A 16,885-nucleotide genomic window follows, 5' to 3' on the forward strand; every position below is an offset into this window, starting at 1 on the left:
GGGCGAATCGCCCGGTGCCCGCCCTCACCCGATCGGCCGGCTTCCGGTACGTGGTGCGGTCGCGAGCTCGCGGAGTCCGTCATGTGCCGGTGTGGTCGTCGCCCCGTACGAGCAGCGTGCCGAACGCGACGGTGAAGAAGGAGTCGAAGGCGCTCGCCGAACGGTCGGCGCGGGCCACGACGAGGGTGCCCTCCCAGGCGCCGAGAAGGAAGCGGGCCGTCGCCTCAGGGTCGAGATCGGGGCGTACCGATCCGGCGCGCCGGGCCTCGGTGAGCGTCGCCGCGATCAGGGCGGTCCACTGCTGGAAACTCTGGTGCACGGCCGTGCGGATGACGTCGCTGCGATCGGCGATCTCGGCGCCGAAGTTACCGATGAGGCATCCCCGGGTGAATCCGTGCCGCACGGTCTCGTCGCGGAGGAACTCGAAGTGCCTGCGCAGACGGGTGAGGGGTTCGACCTCGCCGTCGGCGAGATCCTCCATGCGGAGCCCCGCGCCGTAGTGTTCCAGGGCGACGACGGCGAGGGCCTCCTTGCTGTCGAAGTGGTTGTAGAAGGACCCCTTCGGCGTGCCGGCCGCGTCGGTGATGTCCTTCACCCCGGCCGCGTTGTAGCCCCGGATGTGGAACTGCTCCAGCGCGGCCCCGACGATCTCCGCGCGCATGCTCTTCCTGGCCATGGTCGCCCCCTCACCCCCAATATGTCCGGTCGTCTTGGGTGCCGTCAAACCGGGGAGGCGACAGCGCCCACCGCGACATGACGCTGTTGACACTTTTAAGACGACCGGTCATATTGAAAACGCCCGGGGTACCTCCGGGACCGTTTCGCCGGCCGCCACGGTCGCGAAGCGGGCACGAACCCCTGTGAGGAGAACGATGTCCACCTACCGTGCCTTCGAAGTGACCGGATCGCGGAAGTTCGAGCTCGTGACCCGCGAGCTCCGGCAGCCGCCCGTGGGGCAGGTCCGGATCCGGGTCGAGAGCTGCGGGGTCTGTCACACCGACTTCCTCGCCGTCGAAGGAGTCCGGGCCGACCCGGAACGGCCCGTCGTCCCCGGCCACGAGATCGTCGGCGTCATCGACGCGGTGGGCGAGGGCGTGACCGGCTGGCGGGTGGGGGACCGGGTGGGCGTCGGGTTCCTGGGCGGTCAGTGCGGCGAGTGCGACCCCTGCCGGAGGGGTGACTTCGTCAACTGCGCGAACCAGCACCAGGTGGGGACCACCGTGGACGGCGGCTACGCCGAGGTCGTCTTCGCCAGGGGAAGCGGGCTCGTACGCATTCCGGAGGGCATGAGCTCCGTCGAGGCGGCGCCGCTGCTGTGCGCCGGTCTCACGACGTTCAAGGCGTTGCAGCAGGTGGACGGCCCCCCGGGAGCTCTGGTGGCCATCCAGGGGATCGGGGGTCTCGGCCACCTCGGCCTGCAGTACGCCGCCAAGCTCGGTTACCGCGTGGCCGCCGTCGCCCGGGGAACAGGCAAGGCCGCGCTGGCGAGGCAGCTGGGTGCGGACCACTACATCGACAGCTCCCGCGAGGACCCGGGTGCCGCTCTGCGGGAGCTCGGGGGCGCGGCCGCGATCATCGCGACGGCCGCGAGCGGTGCCTCGATGACAGGGCTGGTCACCGGGCTCGCGGCTCGCGGCCGCATGGTGGTCGTCGGAGCCGCCCTCGACCCCATCTCCGTCAACACCGCGGACCTCATCTTCGGGACCCGCACGCTCAGCGGGAGCCTCACCGGCAGCTCGATCGAGAACGAGGACAACCTCGCCTTCAGCGGGCGGCACGGTATCCGCCCGATGATCGAGACCGTGCCGTTGGCGGAGGCGCCGAAGGCGTACGAACGCATGATGAGCGGTGAGGCCCGGTTCCGCGTCGTCCTCGACGTGGCGGCGTGAACCGGGCGGGCGTCTCGATTCGAAAGGACGGCGTTCGCGGAGAGAAAGGCTGTCGAGATCGGGTTCCGGGCTCCGACTCCTTCGTGTGAAAGGGTGCCCCTCTCCGCCTTCCGCGAAAGGGCGCCGCGAGGACACCCGGCCGGGGACACACGTCCGCGGGCCGCGTCTCACCCGGAGGAGAGCCGATGTATCCCGCGAAGGTGGAAAGCCTGAAGTTGCCGGGCGCGCGTCTTCACTACGAGGTGCGGGGCTCCGGCCCCGTCCTGCTGATGATCCCCGCGGGCCCGATGGACGCCGAGGCGTTCGCGGAGGTGGCGGGACTTCTCGCCGGCAGGTACACGGTCGTGACGTACGACACGCGCGGCAACTCGCGCAGCGTCTTCGACGGCCCGCCCGAGGACTGCAGCGTCGCGGACCACGCCGACGACGCGCACCACCTGCTCGCCGCGCTCGGCTCGGAGCCCGCGTACGTGTTCGGCACCAGCAGCGGCGCGCTGATCGGGCTCGACCTGGTGGCCGCGCATCCCGGTCAGGTCCGTGCCCTGGTGGCCCACGAGCCGCCGGTCACGGAGCTGCTCGACGAGGCCGAGCACCATCGCGCCGAGGGGCGGAGGATCCACGAGACCTTCCTCGCGGAAGGGGCCGACGCGGCGCTGGCCTCCATGATCCGGAGCGGCGAGATGGACGGCGACCGGGAGGAACCGGAAGGTCCGGGGCCCGAGGGGGAGCCGGGTCCCGGGACGCCGGAGACGACGGCCCGGATACGGAAGAACGTCGAGTTCTACTTCGCCCACCAGTGGCTGCCGCTCATCGGCCACCTGCCCGACATCGCGGGACTGCGGACCGCGCCGACCAGGATCGTCGTGGCCGGTGGCGTGGAGTCACGGGAACAGGTGGCAGGTCGGGCGGCGGCGGCCCTGGCCGGGCGTCTCGGCACCACCGTCGTGGACTTCCCCGGTGACCACGGGGGCGGCCTCGCGGACCGGCCCGCCGAGTTCGCCGAGAGGCTCCACTCGGTTCTCGCCGGCGGGGAGGAACGGTACGCGGCTCGCGGCTCGTCGGGGCCGTCCTAGCCGGCCGGCGGCGGGGTGGGCGCGGGGTCCCTGTGGTTGCGCCCGGGGACGCGGGTGTCGGTGGTCATGCGGTCTCCTTCGTCATGCCGGGCGGAACAGCGGGCTCGGTGTCCGCCGCTCCGGCTGACGCCGAGCCGTGCAGGCGTTCCCCCTGGTCGTCGAGCTGCCCGTCGAGGCGCTTGCGGAGCAGCCCGACCCAGGAGGCGGGCAGCACCTCGGGGTGGTCGAGCAGGCGCCGGGCGGCAGCCCGGTCGGCGCGGTCGACGTTGAGCACGCGGTGCGCCTCGGCGGCGGTGATGCCGTGGCCGGGACGGAACAGTAGGTCGAGGCCGTCACCGGCCTCCAGCCGGCCGGGGCGCAGCACCCGGCAGTAGAAACCGGTCCTGCCGCTGCGCTGGGTCAGGACGGCCAGGCCCGCGATGCCGTGGTGGGCGGCCAGCTTGTAGCAGGGCCTGCGCGGCTGGGTCACCTGCAGCACGGCGGTGCCGACGGCGTAGACCGAGCCCAGCACGGCGTCGTCCTCCACGATCCCGGAGATCGTGAGGTTCTCCCCGAACGCGGGCGGGGTGAGGTGACCGATCCGCCGGGCCCATGCCCGATAGTGCTCGACGGGGTAGAGCAGGAGCGCCTTGTCCGGACCGCCGTGGTGTTTCCGGTCCCCCTGCTCGTCGCCCGTCACGCCGAGCCGGGTGACCTCGACCGGCCCGTGGACGGGGCTCTTCCCGATGCCCGACGCCACGGTGCGTCCGTGCCAGGGCAGGGGGCGCACGACCCCGGTGGACACGACCAGCACCCGTCCGGCGGTCACCACCGCTCACCTGCCGTGGCCGGCGGGTGCTCGGCCCAGCTGGGCATTCGCCCTTCGGTGCCGGCCGCGGGCAGCGCCGGCGTGATCGGGCCAGGGCCCTCGAACGGGACGTGCCTGCTCACCACCGCGTGCATACGGGCCTCCTCTTGGTCGGGCCGATTTCGTTGGGCCGCTTCGGGGAAGCGGTACGCGCCAGGGGCTGACGGGGCGGGACGCGGGCGGCGGGCGAGTCGCCCGCAGCCCGCCCCCGCCTGGTCAGCCGGCCTTGCGCAGGGCGACCTTCGGGAAGTCGACGGGGACCGACAGTGCGACGTTGACGTAGTTGGTGAAGAGGTTGAGCGCGACGTGCGCCACCAGCTCCACGATCTCCTCGTCGTCGAAGCCGGCCGCGCGCAGCGCTTCGACGTCGGAGTCGGTCACCTGCGCGCGGTCCTCCACCAGCTTGGCGGCGAATCCGAGCGCGGCGCCGACGCGTGGGTCGTGCGAGTGGCCCTCCTGGGCCCGGCTCATGTCCTCCGCGGAGACGCCGGCCTTGCGGCCCAGGGCGGTGTGGGCGGCCAGGCAGTACTCGCAGCTGTTGCGGTCGGCGACGAGCACGGCGATCTGCTCGCCGAGCCGGGCGCCCAGGCGCCCGCCGCCGAGGGCTCCGAAGCCGGCCCACATCATCTTGAGCGCGGCCGGCGAGTTGGCGACGGCCTTGAACATGGCCGGCGTCGTGCCGAATGTCGCGGTGATGTCGTCCAGCAGAGGCTTGGACTCGTCGGTAGCGCCCTGAGCGTCGATCAGTTTGACACGGGACATCGGGTGGTGCTCCTGTCATCATCATCGAAGATGGGTGAGGTGCCGTGAACGTGCACTGCCTGCGCGCACGTCTGAATGTCGAGACCGGAGGTCTCACGGTCGTAATTGAGGCCGGGCACCAGAAACGTCGCGACGTGGGCATGGCGAACAGAGTCCGCGCAGGTGGCCGCCCTGGAAACGCTTGGCTCAATCAACCGTTAGCAGTACTATCAATGCTGAACGGTGCCACGTCAAGCCAAAGTTAGGAGTGCTAAACATGACTGAGGGCTTCGACGCGATCAGCGAGCCTGTCGCCAGGCGCGTGACGAGCGGCCTCTCCAAGATCGGCATGGTGCTCCGGAGCAGGGCATGGAAGGGGGCCGGGCCCGCGGGCGTGACACCGACCCAGGCGCAGGCCCTGGAGCTGCTGCGCGGGCGGCCGACGAGTCTCGGCAGCCTCGCCGCCCGCCTGGGCGTCTCGGCCGCGACCGCGAGCAACGCCGTGGGCACGCTCGTGGACAAAGGACTCGTGGTGAAGGAGCCCGGGGCGAACAAGCGATCCGTGACCCTGCGTCTCACCCCGGCCGGCGAAACCACGGCGGATCGGGCGAGCGAGTGGCCCGGCTTCCTGAGCGGCGCCGTCGAAACGCTCGACTCCCGCGAACAGACCGCCATGTTACGGTCGCTGATCAAGCTGATCCGTACGTTGCAGCAGAACGGCGACATCCCGCCACAACGCATCTGCGTCACCTGCCGCTTCTTCCAGCCGTACGTCCACGCGGACTCCGCGAACCCTCACCACTGCGACTACCTGAACGAACCGTTCGGGGATCGGCATCTGCGCCTGGACTGCGCCGAGCAGGCCGACGCCTCCCCCGAGCAACAACAGCTCGCCTGGCAGCGCTTCACCTCCGCGTGGACGGCCTAGATCACGGTTCGTCGCTCCAGCGGAACCATGCCTCGCCGTTCTGGATGTGAAGCAGGAACTCTGTCACCGGACGATGAGGTCCTATCAGGCGCACCGCTCGCGTGATCTCGTCATAGATCGCTTCCCACCGCTCGTAGTCCTCGTCGAGAGTGTCGAGCAACGCTAGTTCCTGCTGGAACAGCGGTTCCACGTCAGGGAACGCGGGCCCGGCAACGAACCGGCCGCTGAGCCACGGTCCATCCGCGTCCACGATCGTGATCTCGCCGACCAGGTCGTCCTGACGCATCAATCGCCATACCTCGCCACTGGAGCCCACGTACCCGGCCGATCAGGTTGTCGGCCAGGCGTACTCGAACTCGGGCAGTTCGAAACCCTGCGGGAAACGGCACATCCGCTCGTCCGTGCGGCGGGCGCCGTGTCGTTCGTAAAAGGCGATGGCGCGCGTGTTCGCACGGAGCACCTCCAGATAAACCTCCCTGCCGGGGTGCTCGTCCGCCGCCCATGCCAGCCCTCGCCGCAGCAGTTGCGTTCCGATGCCTGAACCGGTGCTCCCCGGCCGCACGTGGAGGTTGTCAAGGAGGATCCGCCCGCCGGGAGCCGGAAGCAGGTAGACGAAGCCGGCCAGCTCTCCATCGCCGTCGCGAGCGACGAACAGCCCCGATCCCCGTACGGGCGAAGCCAGCCGTTCCCGCCACAACACCAGCCGATCGTCGGCCAGGGGTCCGTTCAGGAAGCCGTCGGGCATGATCCCCGCGTACGCCGAACGCCAGCTGTCCACGTGCAGAGCAACGATGGGGAAAATGTCATCAGCTATGCCGCTCCTCATTTGCATGGCAGAGAGCGTCCCATATAGGACGAAATGAGACGTGCGGTGCCCTGGAGGGTGACCGTCCAGCGGTGACCTGCCGAGCCGAATGGTCGGCGCTGAGGCAATCCCATGCTCTGAACCTCATGCGGGCCCTGGCTCGGGGTGCGTCAGAGGAAGTCGCCGGCGTGGTCGGCCGCCCACCGCCGGAACGGGGTGGCCGGCCGCCCGGTGAGTTCCTCCACCGTGGAGGTGGCCGGCTCGGGGGAGGTCACCATCTGCGCGTACGCGTCGATCATTTCCTCCGCCGCCGCGGGCGGCCAGCCCTGGTCGAGCAGCCCGCGCAACGCGACCTCGGGTGAGAGCTCCTCCCAGCGGACCGGCCGGCCGACGGCCTCGCCGATGACGGTCACCTGCTCGACCTGGGTCAGGGTCTCGGGGCCGCTCAGCACGTACCTCGCCCCGGCGTGGCCGGTGCCGGTGAGCACGCTCACCCCGGCGGCGGCGATGTCACCCTCGTGTATCAGCGCCCTGGAGGCGGCTCCGTGGATCCAGCGGACGGTCCCGGTCTCCCGGATCTGCGAGGCCCACATCAGGGTGTTGGCGGCGAACCCGTCGGGCCGCAGGAACGTCCACTCCAGCCCGGACCGCTCGATCAGCCGCTCGACGAGGGCGTGGGAGCCGAGGATCGAGTCCGGGTCCTGCTCGGGCGCGCCCGGCACGGGGTCGCGGGCGCCGCGTGGTCGGCCGAGAGGGTGGGCCAGACGAGGAACACCGACTCGACCCCGTCCAGGGCGTCGTCCAGCGTGGCGGGGTCGGCCAGGTCGCCGCGTACGACCTCGGCGCCCTCCGGGAGGGTCGCGGACGCGGGGTCGCGGGTCAGCGCGCGCACCGCGACGCCCGCGTCGAGGAGTTGGGACAGGGCCTGCCCGCCGACCTTGCCGGTCGCTCCGGTGACCAGGATCATGTGGATCTCCTTCGATGGTGGGGATGTCCAGGCCAGCCTGCGACCTCACCTTCGGTTGAAGTCAAGCGGACGCGGCGAGGGCCGGACGCGCCCGGGGAGAGGGCCCGGCCGGGCACTCCCGGGCCGGCGGTTCTGTCGGTGTGTCCTGGCACGATGCGGGAACCGGAAGCCCACAGCCACTCCGTACGAGGAGGTTCACATGAGGTTCATGCTGTCGCTGTTCGATCCCGAGGGTTACTGGGACTCGGTCTCCGAGGAGCAGATGGGGGCCGCGCTGGACGAGCACCGGGCGTTCGCCCGGTTCCTCGAGGAGCGCGGGATCCACTTCTCCGGCGAAGCGGTGATGCCGGCGAGGGAGGCCGTGACGCTACGCCCTTCCGATGACGGCGTGCTGGTCGCGAAGGCCCCCTTCGCCGAGCGGAGGCAGGACTTCGCGGGCTTCTACCTCGTCGACTGCGCGGATCTGGACGAGGCCCTGGAGCTCGCCGCGCGCTGTCCGATGGGTGCCGGCGTCGAGGTCAGGCCGGTCTGGGACGCGCCCTCCTGAACCGCCGGGGCGGGTCATGGCGATGACCGGCGGCCGCGCCGGACACCCGCGACGCCCGGCACCACCCGCACGCGTACACCGTGCGGGTGGTGCCGGGCGTGCGGCGGGGTTCAGCGTACGGCGGCCTCCTCGTCGTCCGTGACCACGGCGCCGCTGAACTGCGCCGAGTACAGGCGGTGGTAGGCGCCCCTCGCGGTGAGCAGCTCGTCGTGGGTGCCGTGCTCGACGATGCGCCCCGCGTCCATCACCAGGATGAGGTCCGCGTCGCGGATGGTGGACAGCCGGTGGGCGATGACGAAGCTGGTGCGGTCCGAGCGGAGCGCGGCCATGGCGTGCTGCACCAGGACCTCGGTGCGGGTGTCGACCGAGCTGGTGGCCTCGTCCAGGATGAGCAGGGACGGGTTGGCGAGGAAGGCGCGGGCGATGGTCAGCAGCTGCTTCTCCCCGGCGCTGACGTTGCTCCCCTCCTCGTCGATCACGGTGTCGTAGCCGTCGGGCAGCGTGCGGACGAACCGGTCGACGAACGTGGCGCGCGCGGCGGCCTGGAGTTGCTCCTCGGTGGCCCGCGGGTTGCCGTAGGCGATGTTCTCGCGGATGGTGCCGCCGAACAGCCAGGTGTCCTGGAGCACCATGCCGATGTGCGAGCGCAGGTCGTCGCGGCGCATCGCGGTGATGTCGACGCCGTCGAGGGTGATCCGTCCCGAGTCCAGCTCGTAGAAGCGCATGACGAGGTTGACCAGGGTGGTCTTGCCCGCGCCGGTCGGGCCGACGATCGCGACCGTGTGCCCGGGCTCGGCCACCAGGGACAGGTCCTCGATGAGGGGCTGCTCCGGGTCGTAGCTGAAGGACACGTGCTCGAACTCGACGCGGCCCCGCCTGACGGTGGGAGGCACCGGGACCGCGGGGTCCGGGGCCTGCTCCTCGGCGTCGAGCAGCTCGAAGACGCGCTCGGCCGAGGCCACCCCCGACTGCAGCAGGTTGGCCATCGAGGCGACCTGGGTGAGCGGCTGGGTGAACTGCCGCGAGTACTGGATGAACGCCTGCACGTCGCCCAGGCTCATCGACCCGGTGGCGACCCGCAGGCCGCCGACGACGGCGATGGCGACGTAGTTGAGGTTCCCGATGAACATCATCGTCGGCATGATGATCCCGGAGACGAACTGGGCGCCGAAGCTGGCCTTGAACAGCTCCTCGTTCCGCTGCCTGAACACCTCCTCGACCTCGGGGCGGCGTCCGAACACCTTCACCAGCTCGTGACCGGTGAACGCCTCCTCGATGTGGGCGTTCAGGGTGCCGGTGTGGGCCCACTGCGCCACGAAGTGCTTCTGCGAGCGCTTCGCGATCTGCGCGGTGACGACCATCGACAGCGGGATGGTGATCAGGGCGATCAGCGCGAGCAGCGGCGAGATGAAGAACATCATCGCCAGCACGCCGATCACGGTCAGCAGCGAGGTCAGCAGCTGGCTCATCGTCTGCTGCAGGGTCTGGGACACGTTGTCGATGTCGTTGGTGACCCGGCTGAGCAGCTCGCCGCGCGGCTGGCCGTCGAAGAACCGCAGGGGGAGCCGGTTCAGCTTGTCCTCGACGTCCTCGCGCAGCCGGAACACGGTGCGCTGCACCACGTCGTTGAGCACGTAGCCCTGGATCCAGGCGAAGGCCGACGCCGCGACGTAGATGCCCAGGACCCACAGCAGGACCGTGCCCAGCGCGCCGAAGTCGATGCCCCGGCCCGGTACGAAGTCCTCCAGCCCCGCGAGCAGGTTGGCGAAGTTGTCGTTGCCCGACGCGCGGGCGGCGGCGATCGCCTGCTCGGGGGTCGTGCCGGCGGGCAGCTGCTTGCCGATCACCCCGGTGAAGATCAGGTCCGTCGCGTGGCCGAGGATCTTCGGTCCGATGACGTTCAGCACCACGCTGGTCACGGCGAGGGCGATCACGACGATGAGTTTCGGGCGGTCGGGATCCAGGCGCCGCATCAGCCGACGCGCGGACGGCCCGAAGGTCATCGATTTCTCCGCGGGCATCCCGGCTCCCCCGAAGGGGCCGCGGCCGAAGCCGGGCCCTCCGGCCGGAGGGCCCGGGGGGCGCGGGGGGCGCGGTCGCGTGGTCGTCGTGGGCCGGTCGCTCATGCTGCGGTCTCCGCGGCTAGTTGGGACTCGACGATCTCGAGGTACGTGGGGCAGGAGTCCAGCAGCTCGTCGTGGGTCCCCAGGCCGACGATCACGCCGTCGTCCAGGACGATGATCTGGTCGGCGTCGGCGATGGTGGAGACCCGCTGGCCGACGATGACGACGGCGGCGTCGGCGGTGTGCGGGCGCAGGGCGGCCCGCAGCCGCGCGTCGGTGGCCAGGTCGAGGGCCGAGAACGAGTCGTCGAACAGGTAGATCTCGGGCTTGCTGACCAGCGCCCTGGCGATGGCGAGCCGCTGCCGCTGCCCGCCGGACACGTTCGTGCCGCCCTGCGTGATGGGCGCCTCCAGGCCTTCGGGCATCGCCTCGACGAAGTCGCGGGCCTGGGCGACCTCCAGCGCCTCCCACAGCTCCGCGTCGCTCGCGTCCGGGTTGCCGTACCGCAGGTTGCTCGCGACGGTGCCGCTGAACAGGTACGGTTTCTGCGGCACCAGGCCGATGCGCGTCCAGAGCGTCTGGGGGTCGAGGTCGCGGATGTCGACGCCGCCGACCGACACCGTGCCCGAGGTGGCGTCGAACAGCCGGGGTATCAGGGAGATCAGCGTCGTCTTGCCGGAGCCCGTGCTGCCGATGACGGCGGTGGTCTGTCCCGCGCCCGCGCGGAAGGAGATGCCGGACAGCACCGGTGCCGCCGCCCCCGGGTAGCGGAACTCGACGTCGCGCATCTCCAGCTCGGCGCGCCCGCTCACCTGCCGTACCGGGTCGCGGGGCGGCGTCACCGACGACTCGGTGTCGAGCACCTCGACGATGCGCTCGGCGCAGACCGCGGCGCGCGGGATCATCATCGAGATGAAGGTGGCCATCATCATCGACATGAGGATCTGCATCAGGTACATGAGGAACGCGGTGAGGGCGCCGACCTGCATCTCGCCGCTGTCGACCCGCGCGGCGCCGAACCAGAGCACGGCGATGCTGGAGACGTTGAGGATCAGTATCACGGTCGGGAAGATGAGCGCGGTCAGCCGTCCGACGCGCAGCGACGTGTCGGTCAGCGCCTGGTTGGCCTCGGCGAACCTGCGGGTCTCCTCGCGCTCGCGGACGAAGGCGCGCACCACGCGGATGCCGGTGAGCTGCTCGCGCAGCACCCGGTTGACCGTGTCGATGCGGTCCTGCATCGCGCGGAACTGGGGGACCATGCGGGTGATGATCAGGCCGATCGACACCAGCAGCGCGGGGACGCAGACCAGCATGAGCCAGGACAGGCCGAGGTCCTGGCGCAGGGCCATGATGATGCCGCCGACGCCCATGATCGGCGCGGCGACCAGCATCGTGCAGGTCATCACGACGAGCATCTGGACCTGCTGCACGTCGTTGGTGCCGCGGGTGATCAGCGAGGGGGCCCCGAACTGGGAGACCTCCCTGGCGGAGAACCCGCCGACCTGGTGGAAGACGGCCGAGCGGACGTCCCGCCCGAACCCCATGGCCGCGAGGGAACCGTAGTAGACCGCCGCGATCGCGCAGGCGATCTGCACGAGGGAGACGAGCAGCATCCAGCCGCCGGCGGACAGGATGTAGCCGGTGTCGCCGGTGGCGACGCCCCGGTCGATGATGTCGGCGTTCAGGCTGGGCAGGTACAGGGAGGCGATGGTGCCGACGAGTTGCAGCACCACCACGGCGGTCAGCACCCACGAGTAGGGGCGCAGGTACGTGCGGAGCAGGCGGGTCAGCATGAGGTCTCTTCACGTGGGGTGGCCGGGCGAGGGGCGTCGTGCCGGGGGTCCGGCCGCCGGCCGGTCTCGCCCGTCACCCCGGTAACCGGGATCATGGGGATCTTCTCCAGGGAGGGTCGGGGATCAGCCTGCGATGTGAACCTCGGTTGAGGTCAAGGAGGACGTCGAGGCGAGGGATCGGGTCGAGGCAGGGAGGGCGGGGGTGCCGGGGCCGTCGAGTCGTCGGGGCCGTCGGGGTCAGGGAAGCGGCTCGGGGGCGTCGGGGCGCAGGCGTACCCCGTCGAGCAGCATGGAGACGATCTCCGGGGCGGCCACCGGATCGTTCTCGACGAGCCGGGGATGGGTGAACGCGACGGTCAGCAGGTGCAGCCGGCGCGCCGCCTCGTGCGGTTCGAGCCGCAGCCGGTCGCGGGCGGGTTCGATCAGGTCGGTGAGCGCCTGCTGGATGAGGGCGCTCTCCTCGGAGAGGCTCTGGTGGTTGCGGCCGGCCTCGACGGCTTTCAGCCCGATCGCGTCCACCACGCGGAAGACGCGCGCGGTGCGCCGCTGCAGGATCTCGACCGCCGCCACGAGCCGGACGTCCAGGGGAGCCGTACGGTCGACGGCCTCCAGCTCGTCCAGCAGCGGGGAGGAGTCGAAGGCGCTGGTGACGGCCGCGTTCACGAGCTCGTCCTTGGTGGTGAAGACCCGGAAGATCGTCCCTTCGGCCACGCCCGCGGCCTGCGCGATCTGCCGGGTGCTCACGTCGGGGCCCTCGGCGAGCACGAGCGACAGGGTGGAGGCGATGAGGGCCGCGCGCCGCTCGTCGGGAGGGAGGGGGGCCGCCCGCTGTGAGGTCGAGATCACGTCGTGCATCCTATCCGATGAGTGAGTGAGTTGCTCACTCATTTAAAACGGTCCCGTCGTGCGGCCTGGAAGCGGTCCTGTCGTGCGGTCCTGAAACCGTCCTGTCCCGAGGCCGCGGGGCCGCCGGTGGAGGAGGCTGAAGGTGCGTCTGAGGCCCCTGTGGAAGAAGTGATCTTTTTCCGGCAAATGTAGGAAAAAGCAGCTAGAAAGCCCATCTTTCACCTGATGCGCTGGGCTTCGTCGGCGATCTAACGTCGTGTGGCAGACACCGTGACGTCATCGCGACAGCCGTCTGCCTGTCGGCCAGGAGATCACCCGATGCCCCGTGCCCTCGCCCACCGTCCCTGGGTGCCCGCCGCCACCGAGGATCGCGTCCAGTCCGTCCTGAAGACCGTGACGGACCAGGCCGCCTCCACGGTCCAGAACGAGATCGAAAGACTGGTGGCCGACAACCACCGCATCCACGACGTGGAGTCGGTCAACCTGAACCCGGCCACGAACATCATGAACCCGCGGGCCGAGGCCCTGCTCTCGGCCAACCTCGGGTCGCGGCCGTCACTGGGCTACCCGGGTGAGAAGTACGAGATGGGCCTGGAGGCGATCGAGCAGATCGAGATCGTCGCCGCCGAGCTGGTCGCGGAGGTCTTCGGCGCGCGCTACGCCGAGGTGCGCGTCGGCTCGGGGGCGCTCGCGAACCTCTACACGTTCATGGCCACCTGCGAACCCGGTGACACGATCATCGCCCCTCCGGCGAGCATCGGCGGCCACGTCACCCACCACCAGCCGGGTGCGGCCGGCCTGTACGGGCTGCGGATCGTTCCCGCCCCCGTCACGCCCGACGGCTACACGGTGGACGTCGACGCCCTGCGGGAGCTCGCCGGGCGGGTACGGCCGAAGCTGATCACCATCGGCGGCAGCCTCAACCTGTTCCACCACCCCGTGGCCCGGATCCGCGAGATCGCCGACTCGGTCGGCGCCCGCGTGCTCTTCGACGCCGCCCACCTGTGCGGAATGATCGCCGGGAAGGTCTGGCCGCAGCCGCTCGACGAGGGCGCCCACCTGATCACCATGAGCACGTACAAGAGCCTGGGCGGTCCCGCGGGCGGCCTCATCGTGACCGACGACGCCGAGCTGGCCCAGCGGATCGAAGCGATCGCCTACCCGGGACTGACCGCTAACTTCGACGCGGGCAAGACCGCGGCGCTCGCCATGACGATGCTCGACTGGAAGGCCGCGGGACCCGCCTACGCGCGGGAGATGGTCGCGACCGCGCGGCGGCTGGCGGACGAGCTGCTCGCCCTCGGGGTCCCGGTCTTCGCCGCCGAGCGCGGATGTACCCGCTCCCACCAGTTCGCCGTCCTGGCCCACCGCTACGGCGGCGGCCAGCGGGCCGCCCGGCGGCTGCGCGAGGCCAACCTTCTCGCCTGCGGCATCGGCCTGCCGTCGGAGGCGGTCGAGGGGGACGCGAACGGCCTGCGCGTCGGTACGCCGGAACTCGTCAGGCTCGGGATGACCGAGGCGGACATGCCGGAGCTGGCCGCGTTCGTCGCCCGGGGCCTGGACGAGAACGTCGACCCGGGCACCGTGGCGCCGGAGGTCACCGAGTGGCGGAGCCGCTTCTCCGGAGTGCGCTTCACGGTGGACAACCCCGCCTGAGGAGGGCCGGCCGGTCAGGCTTGCCTCGGAGGGGTTTGTCCTGGACGGGACGTTCCGAGGTGACGGCGCGGCCGGCGGCCGGCCGCCCCCGGGCATCGCGGAACCGGCCACCGGCCCGCTTCGGAACCTCTCGGCTAGAAGGGGATGCCGGGCGAGAAGTACTGATTGCCGCGCACGGAGTAGTGCTGGCGGCCGGGCGAGGAGCCGTCCTGGCGGCCGGCCTCGGGTTGCTGCTGCTGACGGCCGACCTCGGGTTGTTGCTGCTGGCGGCCGGGCGAGAAACGGTGCTGCTGACGGCCGGGCGAGGAGCGGTGCTGCCGGCGGCCGGGCGAGGAGCGAGGCTGCCTGTGACCGCCGGGGGACGGATCACTCAGAAGTATGGATACCGGAGCGGCTTCCTGGGGTGTCGCGTTCGCCCCGGCGGGCTGAACCGGCATCGTCATGGCGACGATGAAGCCGGAGGCCGCCAATGTGCCGATGGTGAGAACGTGCTTGAACATGTCACTCCGTCTCTGATGTTTCAGTCCGGCATGCCGCCTGGTCCTGCATGCCGCCAATCCGGTTTCCGGAAATATATGGAATCGATGTCACACAAAACGCTAGTTCAGGAGCATCCGGGTGTTCACCCCGCACAAGACAAAGCCTTGGTCCGGGATCGCCGCCGAAGAGAAAGGCCGAGGTTACACCGGATCGAGAATTGCAGGTTCGACTCTGGCGACAAATTTCGTCTTAAATTCTGACATTTAGGAAAATGGCAACTGAATGGCCTTGGTCGCATGAGATCACTCTGCGGCAGGGCCGCCTTCCCCTCCTTGGAGGACTTTTCCAGAAGGCCCGTCCGAGAGGGTTCTGTTTCGGAGGGCTCGGCCGGTCGGCCGCCGCTGCCCGGACGGGGCGTGCGCTCGAAGGGCGGCCCCGCCCGAGGGTGGCTCTCATCCGGCTGTGGAGGTCTCTTTCCCCATCCGTGCCCCGGCTCTCGTGTTATCGGTGTGGAAGCGGGGGTAGGGCGGGCCGTGCGCCCGCCGCCGTGCGCACTCCCGCCAGTGGGAGCTCCGACCCGCCGGTGGCCGGTTCGTGTCCGGGGCGTGGCCGTACCGGCCCGGCGTGAGAGGAGAACGCGATGGCCGACGAATCGGATCTGATCCTCGACCTGGTGTGGCAGGAGTTCCACGAGGTCGTGAACATGACGTCGGAGGAGCTGAGGGCTTTCCTGCTGGCCTCGGCCTCCGCGTCGGCGGACGGGGCCGACGTGGTGAACCCCGAGGCGGCCATGCCGCCGCTCGGGCGCCAGGTGCTCCAGGTTCTCGGCAAGCGGAAGGCGGACCTGACCGCCGACGACGTCGAGACGATGCGGCAGGCCGTCGACCGCGTCGAGGACACGCTGGCCGAGGGAGCGGTCGACGATGACGACGACGACCGGCGGCGGGCGCTGCTGGAGGTCGGGCACAACCCGCTGAGGCCGTCACGGCTGGGGGGCTGACCCCGGCCGGAAACCGGCGGCCGTCGTCCAACCGGCGGCCGTGGCCGAACGGTCGAGAGCCCGACGGCCGGTAGCCGGAAACCGGTACTAGGCGCCGCGCGCGGACCAGCGGGACAGCAGCTCGGCCTCCCTGGCGGGGGTGATGGCGGCGTCCGTCGAGAAGGACGACTCCGCCTCGCGGATCTCGCGGATCGACCGCCCCAGGGGCCGCGGATCGAGCCCCGCGGCGCGGGCGGCGGCGGGGTCGGCGGTGTTGACCGACATCCACGGGTCGCCCTCGGACCACAGGGGCAGCGACCGGCCGGTCTCGCCCTGGGCGAGCAGGAAGTCCTGCCCGACCCAGGTCAGGGTCGTTCCCGGCGGCCCGACCTCGGCCGCGATCGCCTCCAGCATGTCGCCGAAGGAGAACGGCGGGGGAGGGCTGACCGTGTGGAAGGTGCCCGGACGCGTCCCCTCGACCATGGAGACGATCCAGACGGCCAGGTCGCGGGCGTCGATCACCTGGATGGGGTCGCCGGGGTCGCCGGGCGCGAGGACCTCGCCGCCCCGCGCGATCCGGTTGACCCAGTAGGTGAAGCGGCCGGTGTGGTCGTGCGGGCCGATGACGTACGTGGGCCGCACGATCAGCGTCGGGAAGCCGAACGCCTCCGCCGCGGCCCGCTCGCACAGCACCTTCAGCGGCCCGTACGTCTCGCTCGTCACCGTCTCGGGGACCGGCCCGTCGATCTCCGCCAGCGGCGAGTCCTCGGTGAAGCCCCGCGCCTCGGGCGTCCGGTAGACCGCGGTGCTGGAGACGAAGGCGTACTGGCCGGTGGAGAGCGCGCCGGAGAGCGAGGTCACCTGCGACGGGAAGTACGCGCTGACGTCGATCGTCGCGTCCCACCGCCGGTCGTGCAGCACGGACAGGTCGGCGTCGCGGTCGGCCGTCAGGTGCTCGGCCTCGGGGAACAGCCCGGGGCCGGACCGGCCGCGGTGCAGCAGGGAGACCTCGTGTCCGGCCGCGAGCGCGGCCCCGGTGATGTGCCGGCCGACGAACCGGGTGCCGCCGACGATCAGGATTCGCATACCCGCCATTGTCCCCAACCGGGCGGGGCGCCCACGTCGCGGTACGCGCTCCCGAGAGCCGGGCTCTTTATCCGCCGCCACCCGGATGAGGGCGGTTGCACCCGGTGACGTTCCCTTCGGCGAGGTCCCGCTCACCGGGCTCCCGTCCGGACGGAGTGCTTCGCGCGGGCCGTTCCCGTGAACGT

General features: G+C 70.7%; 19 protein-coding genes. 6 read left to right on the top strand and 13 right to left on the bottom strand.

Annotated elements, in window-relative coordinates; translation table 11 throughout:
- Positions 1–79: 79 nt before the first annotated feature.
- Positions 80–676: a TetR family transcriptional regulator C-terminal domain-containing protein gene (locus ACVCAG_RS27935; RefSeq protein ID WP_447190550.1), complete on the bottom strand. Its 597-nt coding sequence runs from the start codon at positions 674–676 to the stop codon at positions 80–82.
- A 196-nt stretch (positions 677–872) separates the two neighbouring features.
- Between ACVCAG_RS27935 and ACVCAG_RS27940 the strand changes: the two genes are divergently transcribed.
- Together ACVCAG_RS27940 and ACVCAG_RS27945 are read left to right on the top strand one after the other, a co-directional pair.
- Positions 873–1,889: an alcohol dehydrogenase catalytic domain-containing protein gene (locus ACVCAG_RS27940; RefSeq protein ID WP_447190551.1), complete on the top strand. Its 1,017-nt coding sequence runs from the start codon at positions 873–875 to the stop codon at positions 1,887–1,889.
- Positions 1,890–2,074: 185 nt separating this feature from the next.
- Positions 2,075–2,962 carry an alpha/beta fold hydrolase gene (locus tag ACVCAG_RS27945; protein WP_447190552.1) on the top strand — a complete coding sequence of 296 codons (888 nt, stop codon included), beginning with the start codon at positions 2,075–2,077 and terminating at the stop codon, positions 2,960–2,962.
- Between the two features lie 64 nt (positions 2,963–3,026).
- Here ACVCAG_RS27945 and ACVCAG_RS27950 read toward each other — a convergent pair whose 3' ends face one another.
- From ACVCAG_RS27950 to ACVCAG_RS27960, 3 genes are all read right to left on the bottom strand, one after another.
- A complete protein-coding gene (locus tag ACVCAG_RS27950) occupies positions 3,027–3,770 on the bottom strand; it encodes an MOSC domain-containing protein (RefSeq protein WP_440086143.1) in 744 nt (247 codons plus the stop codon).
- The gene (locus ACVCAG_RS27955) at positions 3,767–3,904 is read right to left on the bottom strand and encodes a hypothetical protein (RefSeq protein WP_447190553.1); all 138 of its coding nucleotides are present in this window, start codon (positions 3,902–3,904) and stop codon (positions 3,767–3,769) included. The genes ACVCAG_RS27950 and ACVCAG_RS27955 overlap by 4 nt, the downstream gene beginning before the upstream one ends.
- 121 nt (positions 3,905–4,025) lie before the next feature.
- Entirely contained in the window at positions 4,026–4,571 is a 546-nt protein-coding gene (locus ACVCAG_RS27960) for a peroxidase-related enzyme (RefSeq protein WP_440086141.1), read from the bottom strand.
- A 256-nt stretch (positions 4,572–4,827) separates the two neighbouring features.
- Between ACVCAG_RS27960 and ACVCAG_RS27965 the strand changes: the two genes are divergently transcribed.
- Entirely contained in the window at positions 4,828–5,478 is a 651-nt protein-coding gene (locus ACVCAG_RS27965; protein ID WP_440086140.1) for a MarR family transcriptional regulator, read from the top strand.
- Between the two features lies 1 nt (position 5,479).
- Here the strand turns inward: ACVCAG_RS27965 and ACVCAG_RS27970 are convergent, their stop codons facing one another.
- The 4 genes from ACVCAG_RS27970 to ACVCAG_RS27985 form a co-directional block, all read right to left on the bottom strand.
- Positions 5,480–5,764: a hypothetical protein gene (locus ACVCAG_RS27970; protein ID WP_440086139.1), complete on the bottom strand. Its 285-nt coding sequence runs from the start codon at positions 5,762–5,764 to the stop codon at positions 5,480–5,482.
- A 42-nt stretch (positions 5,765–5,806) separates the two neighbouring features.
- On the bottom strand, positions 5,807–6,256 hold the full coding sequence (locus tag ACVCAG_RS27975; RefSeq protein ID WP_440086138.1) for a GNAT family N-acetyltransferase: 450 nt from the start codon (positions 6,254–6,256) through the stop codon (positions 5,807–5,809).
- Positions 6,257–6,453: 197 nt separating this feature from the next.
- On the bottom strand, positions 6,454–7,005 hold the full coding sequence (locus ACVCAG_RS27980; protein WP_447190554.1) for a hypothetical protein: 552 nt from the start codon (positions 7,003–7,005) through the stop codon (positions 6,454–6,456).
- Positions 6,939–7,250 carry an SDR family oxidoreductase gene (locus ACVCAG_RS27985; RefSeq protein WP_447190555.1) on the bottom strand — a complete coding sequence of 104 codons (312 nt, stop codon included), beginning with the start codon at positions 7,248–7,250 and terminating at the stop codon, positions 6,939–6,941. Before ACVCAG_RS27985 ends, ACVCAG_RS27980 begins: the two co-directional genes overlap by 67 nt.
- 199 nt (positions 7,251–7,449) lie before the next feature.
- Between ACVCAG_RS27985 and ACVCAG_RS27990 the strand changes: the two genes are divergently transcribed.
- On the top strand, positions 7,450–7,797 hold the full coding sequence (locus ACVCAG_RS27990) for a YciI family protein (RefSeq protein ID WP_440086135.1): 348 nt from the start codon (positions 7,450–7,452) through the stop codon (positions 7,795–7,797).
- Positions 7,798–7,907: 110 nt separating this feature from the next.
- Here the strand turns inward: ACVCAG_RS27990 and ACVCAG_RS27995 are convergent, their stop codons facing one another.
- From ACVCAG_RS27995 to ACVCAG_RS28005, 3 genes are all read right to left on the bottom strand, one after another.
- The gene (locus tag ACVCAG_RS27995) at positions 7,908–9,818 is read right to left on the bottom strand and encodes an ABC transporter transmembrane domain-containing protein (RefSeq protein WP_440086134.1); all 1,911 of its coding nucleotides are present in this window, start codon (positions 9,816–9,818) and stop codon (positions 7,908–7,910) included.
- A 101-nt stretch (positions 9,819–9,919) separates the two neighbouring features.
- Positions 9,920–11,653, bottom strand: coding sequence for an ABC transporter ATP-binding protein (locus tag ACVCAG_RS28000; protein WP_447190556.1), 1,734 nt, complete (start codon positions 11,651–11,653; stop codon positions 9,920–9,922).
- 237 nt (positions 11,654–11,890) lie between these two features.
- Complete coding sequence (locus ACVCAG_RS28005) at positions 11,891–12,499, bottom strand: TetR family transcriptional regulator (protein ID WP_440086132.1); 609 nt, start codon at positions 12,497–12,499, stop codon at positions 11,891–11,893.
- 318 nt (positions 12,500–12,817) lie between these two features.
- Between ACVCAG_RS28005 and ACVCAG_RS28010 the strand changes: the two genes are divergently transcribed.
- Positions 12,818–14,155, top strand: coding sequence for an aminotransferase class I/II-fold pyridoxal phosphate-dependent enzyme (locus ACVCAG_RS28010; protein WP_440086131.1), 1,338 nt, complete (start codon positions 12,818–12,820; stop codon positions 14,153–14,155).
- Positions 14,156–14,289: 134 nt separating this feature from the next.
- Here ACVCAG_RS28010 and ACVCAG_RS28015 read toward each other — a convergent pair whose 3' ends face one another.
- Positions 14,290–14,655, bottom strand: a complete 366-nt coding sequence (locus ACVCAG_RS28015) for a hypothetical protein (RefSeq protein WP_440086130.1) — start codon at positions 14,653–14,655, stop codon at positions 14,290–14,292.
- 620 nt (positions 14,656–15,275) lie between these two features.
- Between ACVCAG_RS28015 and ACVCAG_RS28020 the strand changes: the two genes are divergently transcribed.
- Positions 15,276–15,635 carry a DUF3140 domain-containing protein gene (locus tag ACVCAG_RS28020; protein ID WP_440086129.1) on the top strand — a complete coding sequence of 120 codons (360 nt, stop codon included), beginning with the start codon at positions 15,276–15,278 and terminating at the stop codon, positions 15,633–15,635.
- 87 nt (positions 15,636–15,722) lie between these two features.
- Here the strand turns inward: ACVCAG_RS28020 and ACVCAG_RS28025 are convergent, their stop codons facing one another.
- On the bottom strand, positions 15,723–16,700 hold the full coding sequence (locus ACVCAG_RS28025) for an NAD-dependent epimerase/dehydratase family protein (RefSeq protein ID WP_440086128.1): 978 nt from the start codon (positions 16,698–16,700) through the stop codon (positions 15,723–15,725).
- Positions 16,701–16,885 lie beyond the last annotated feature (185 nt).

Source organism: Streptosporangium sp. G12, from assembly GCF_052983175.1.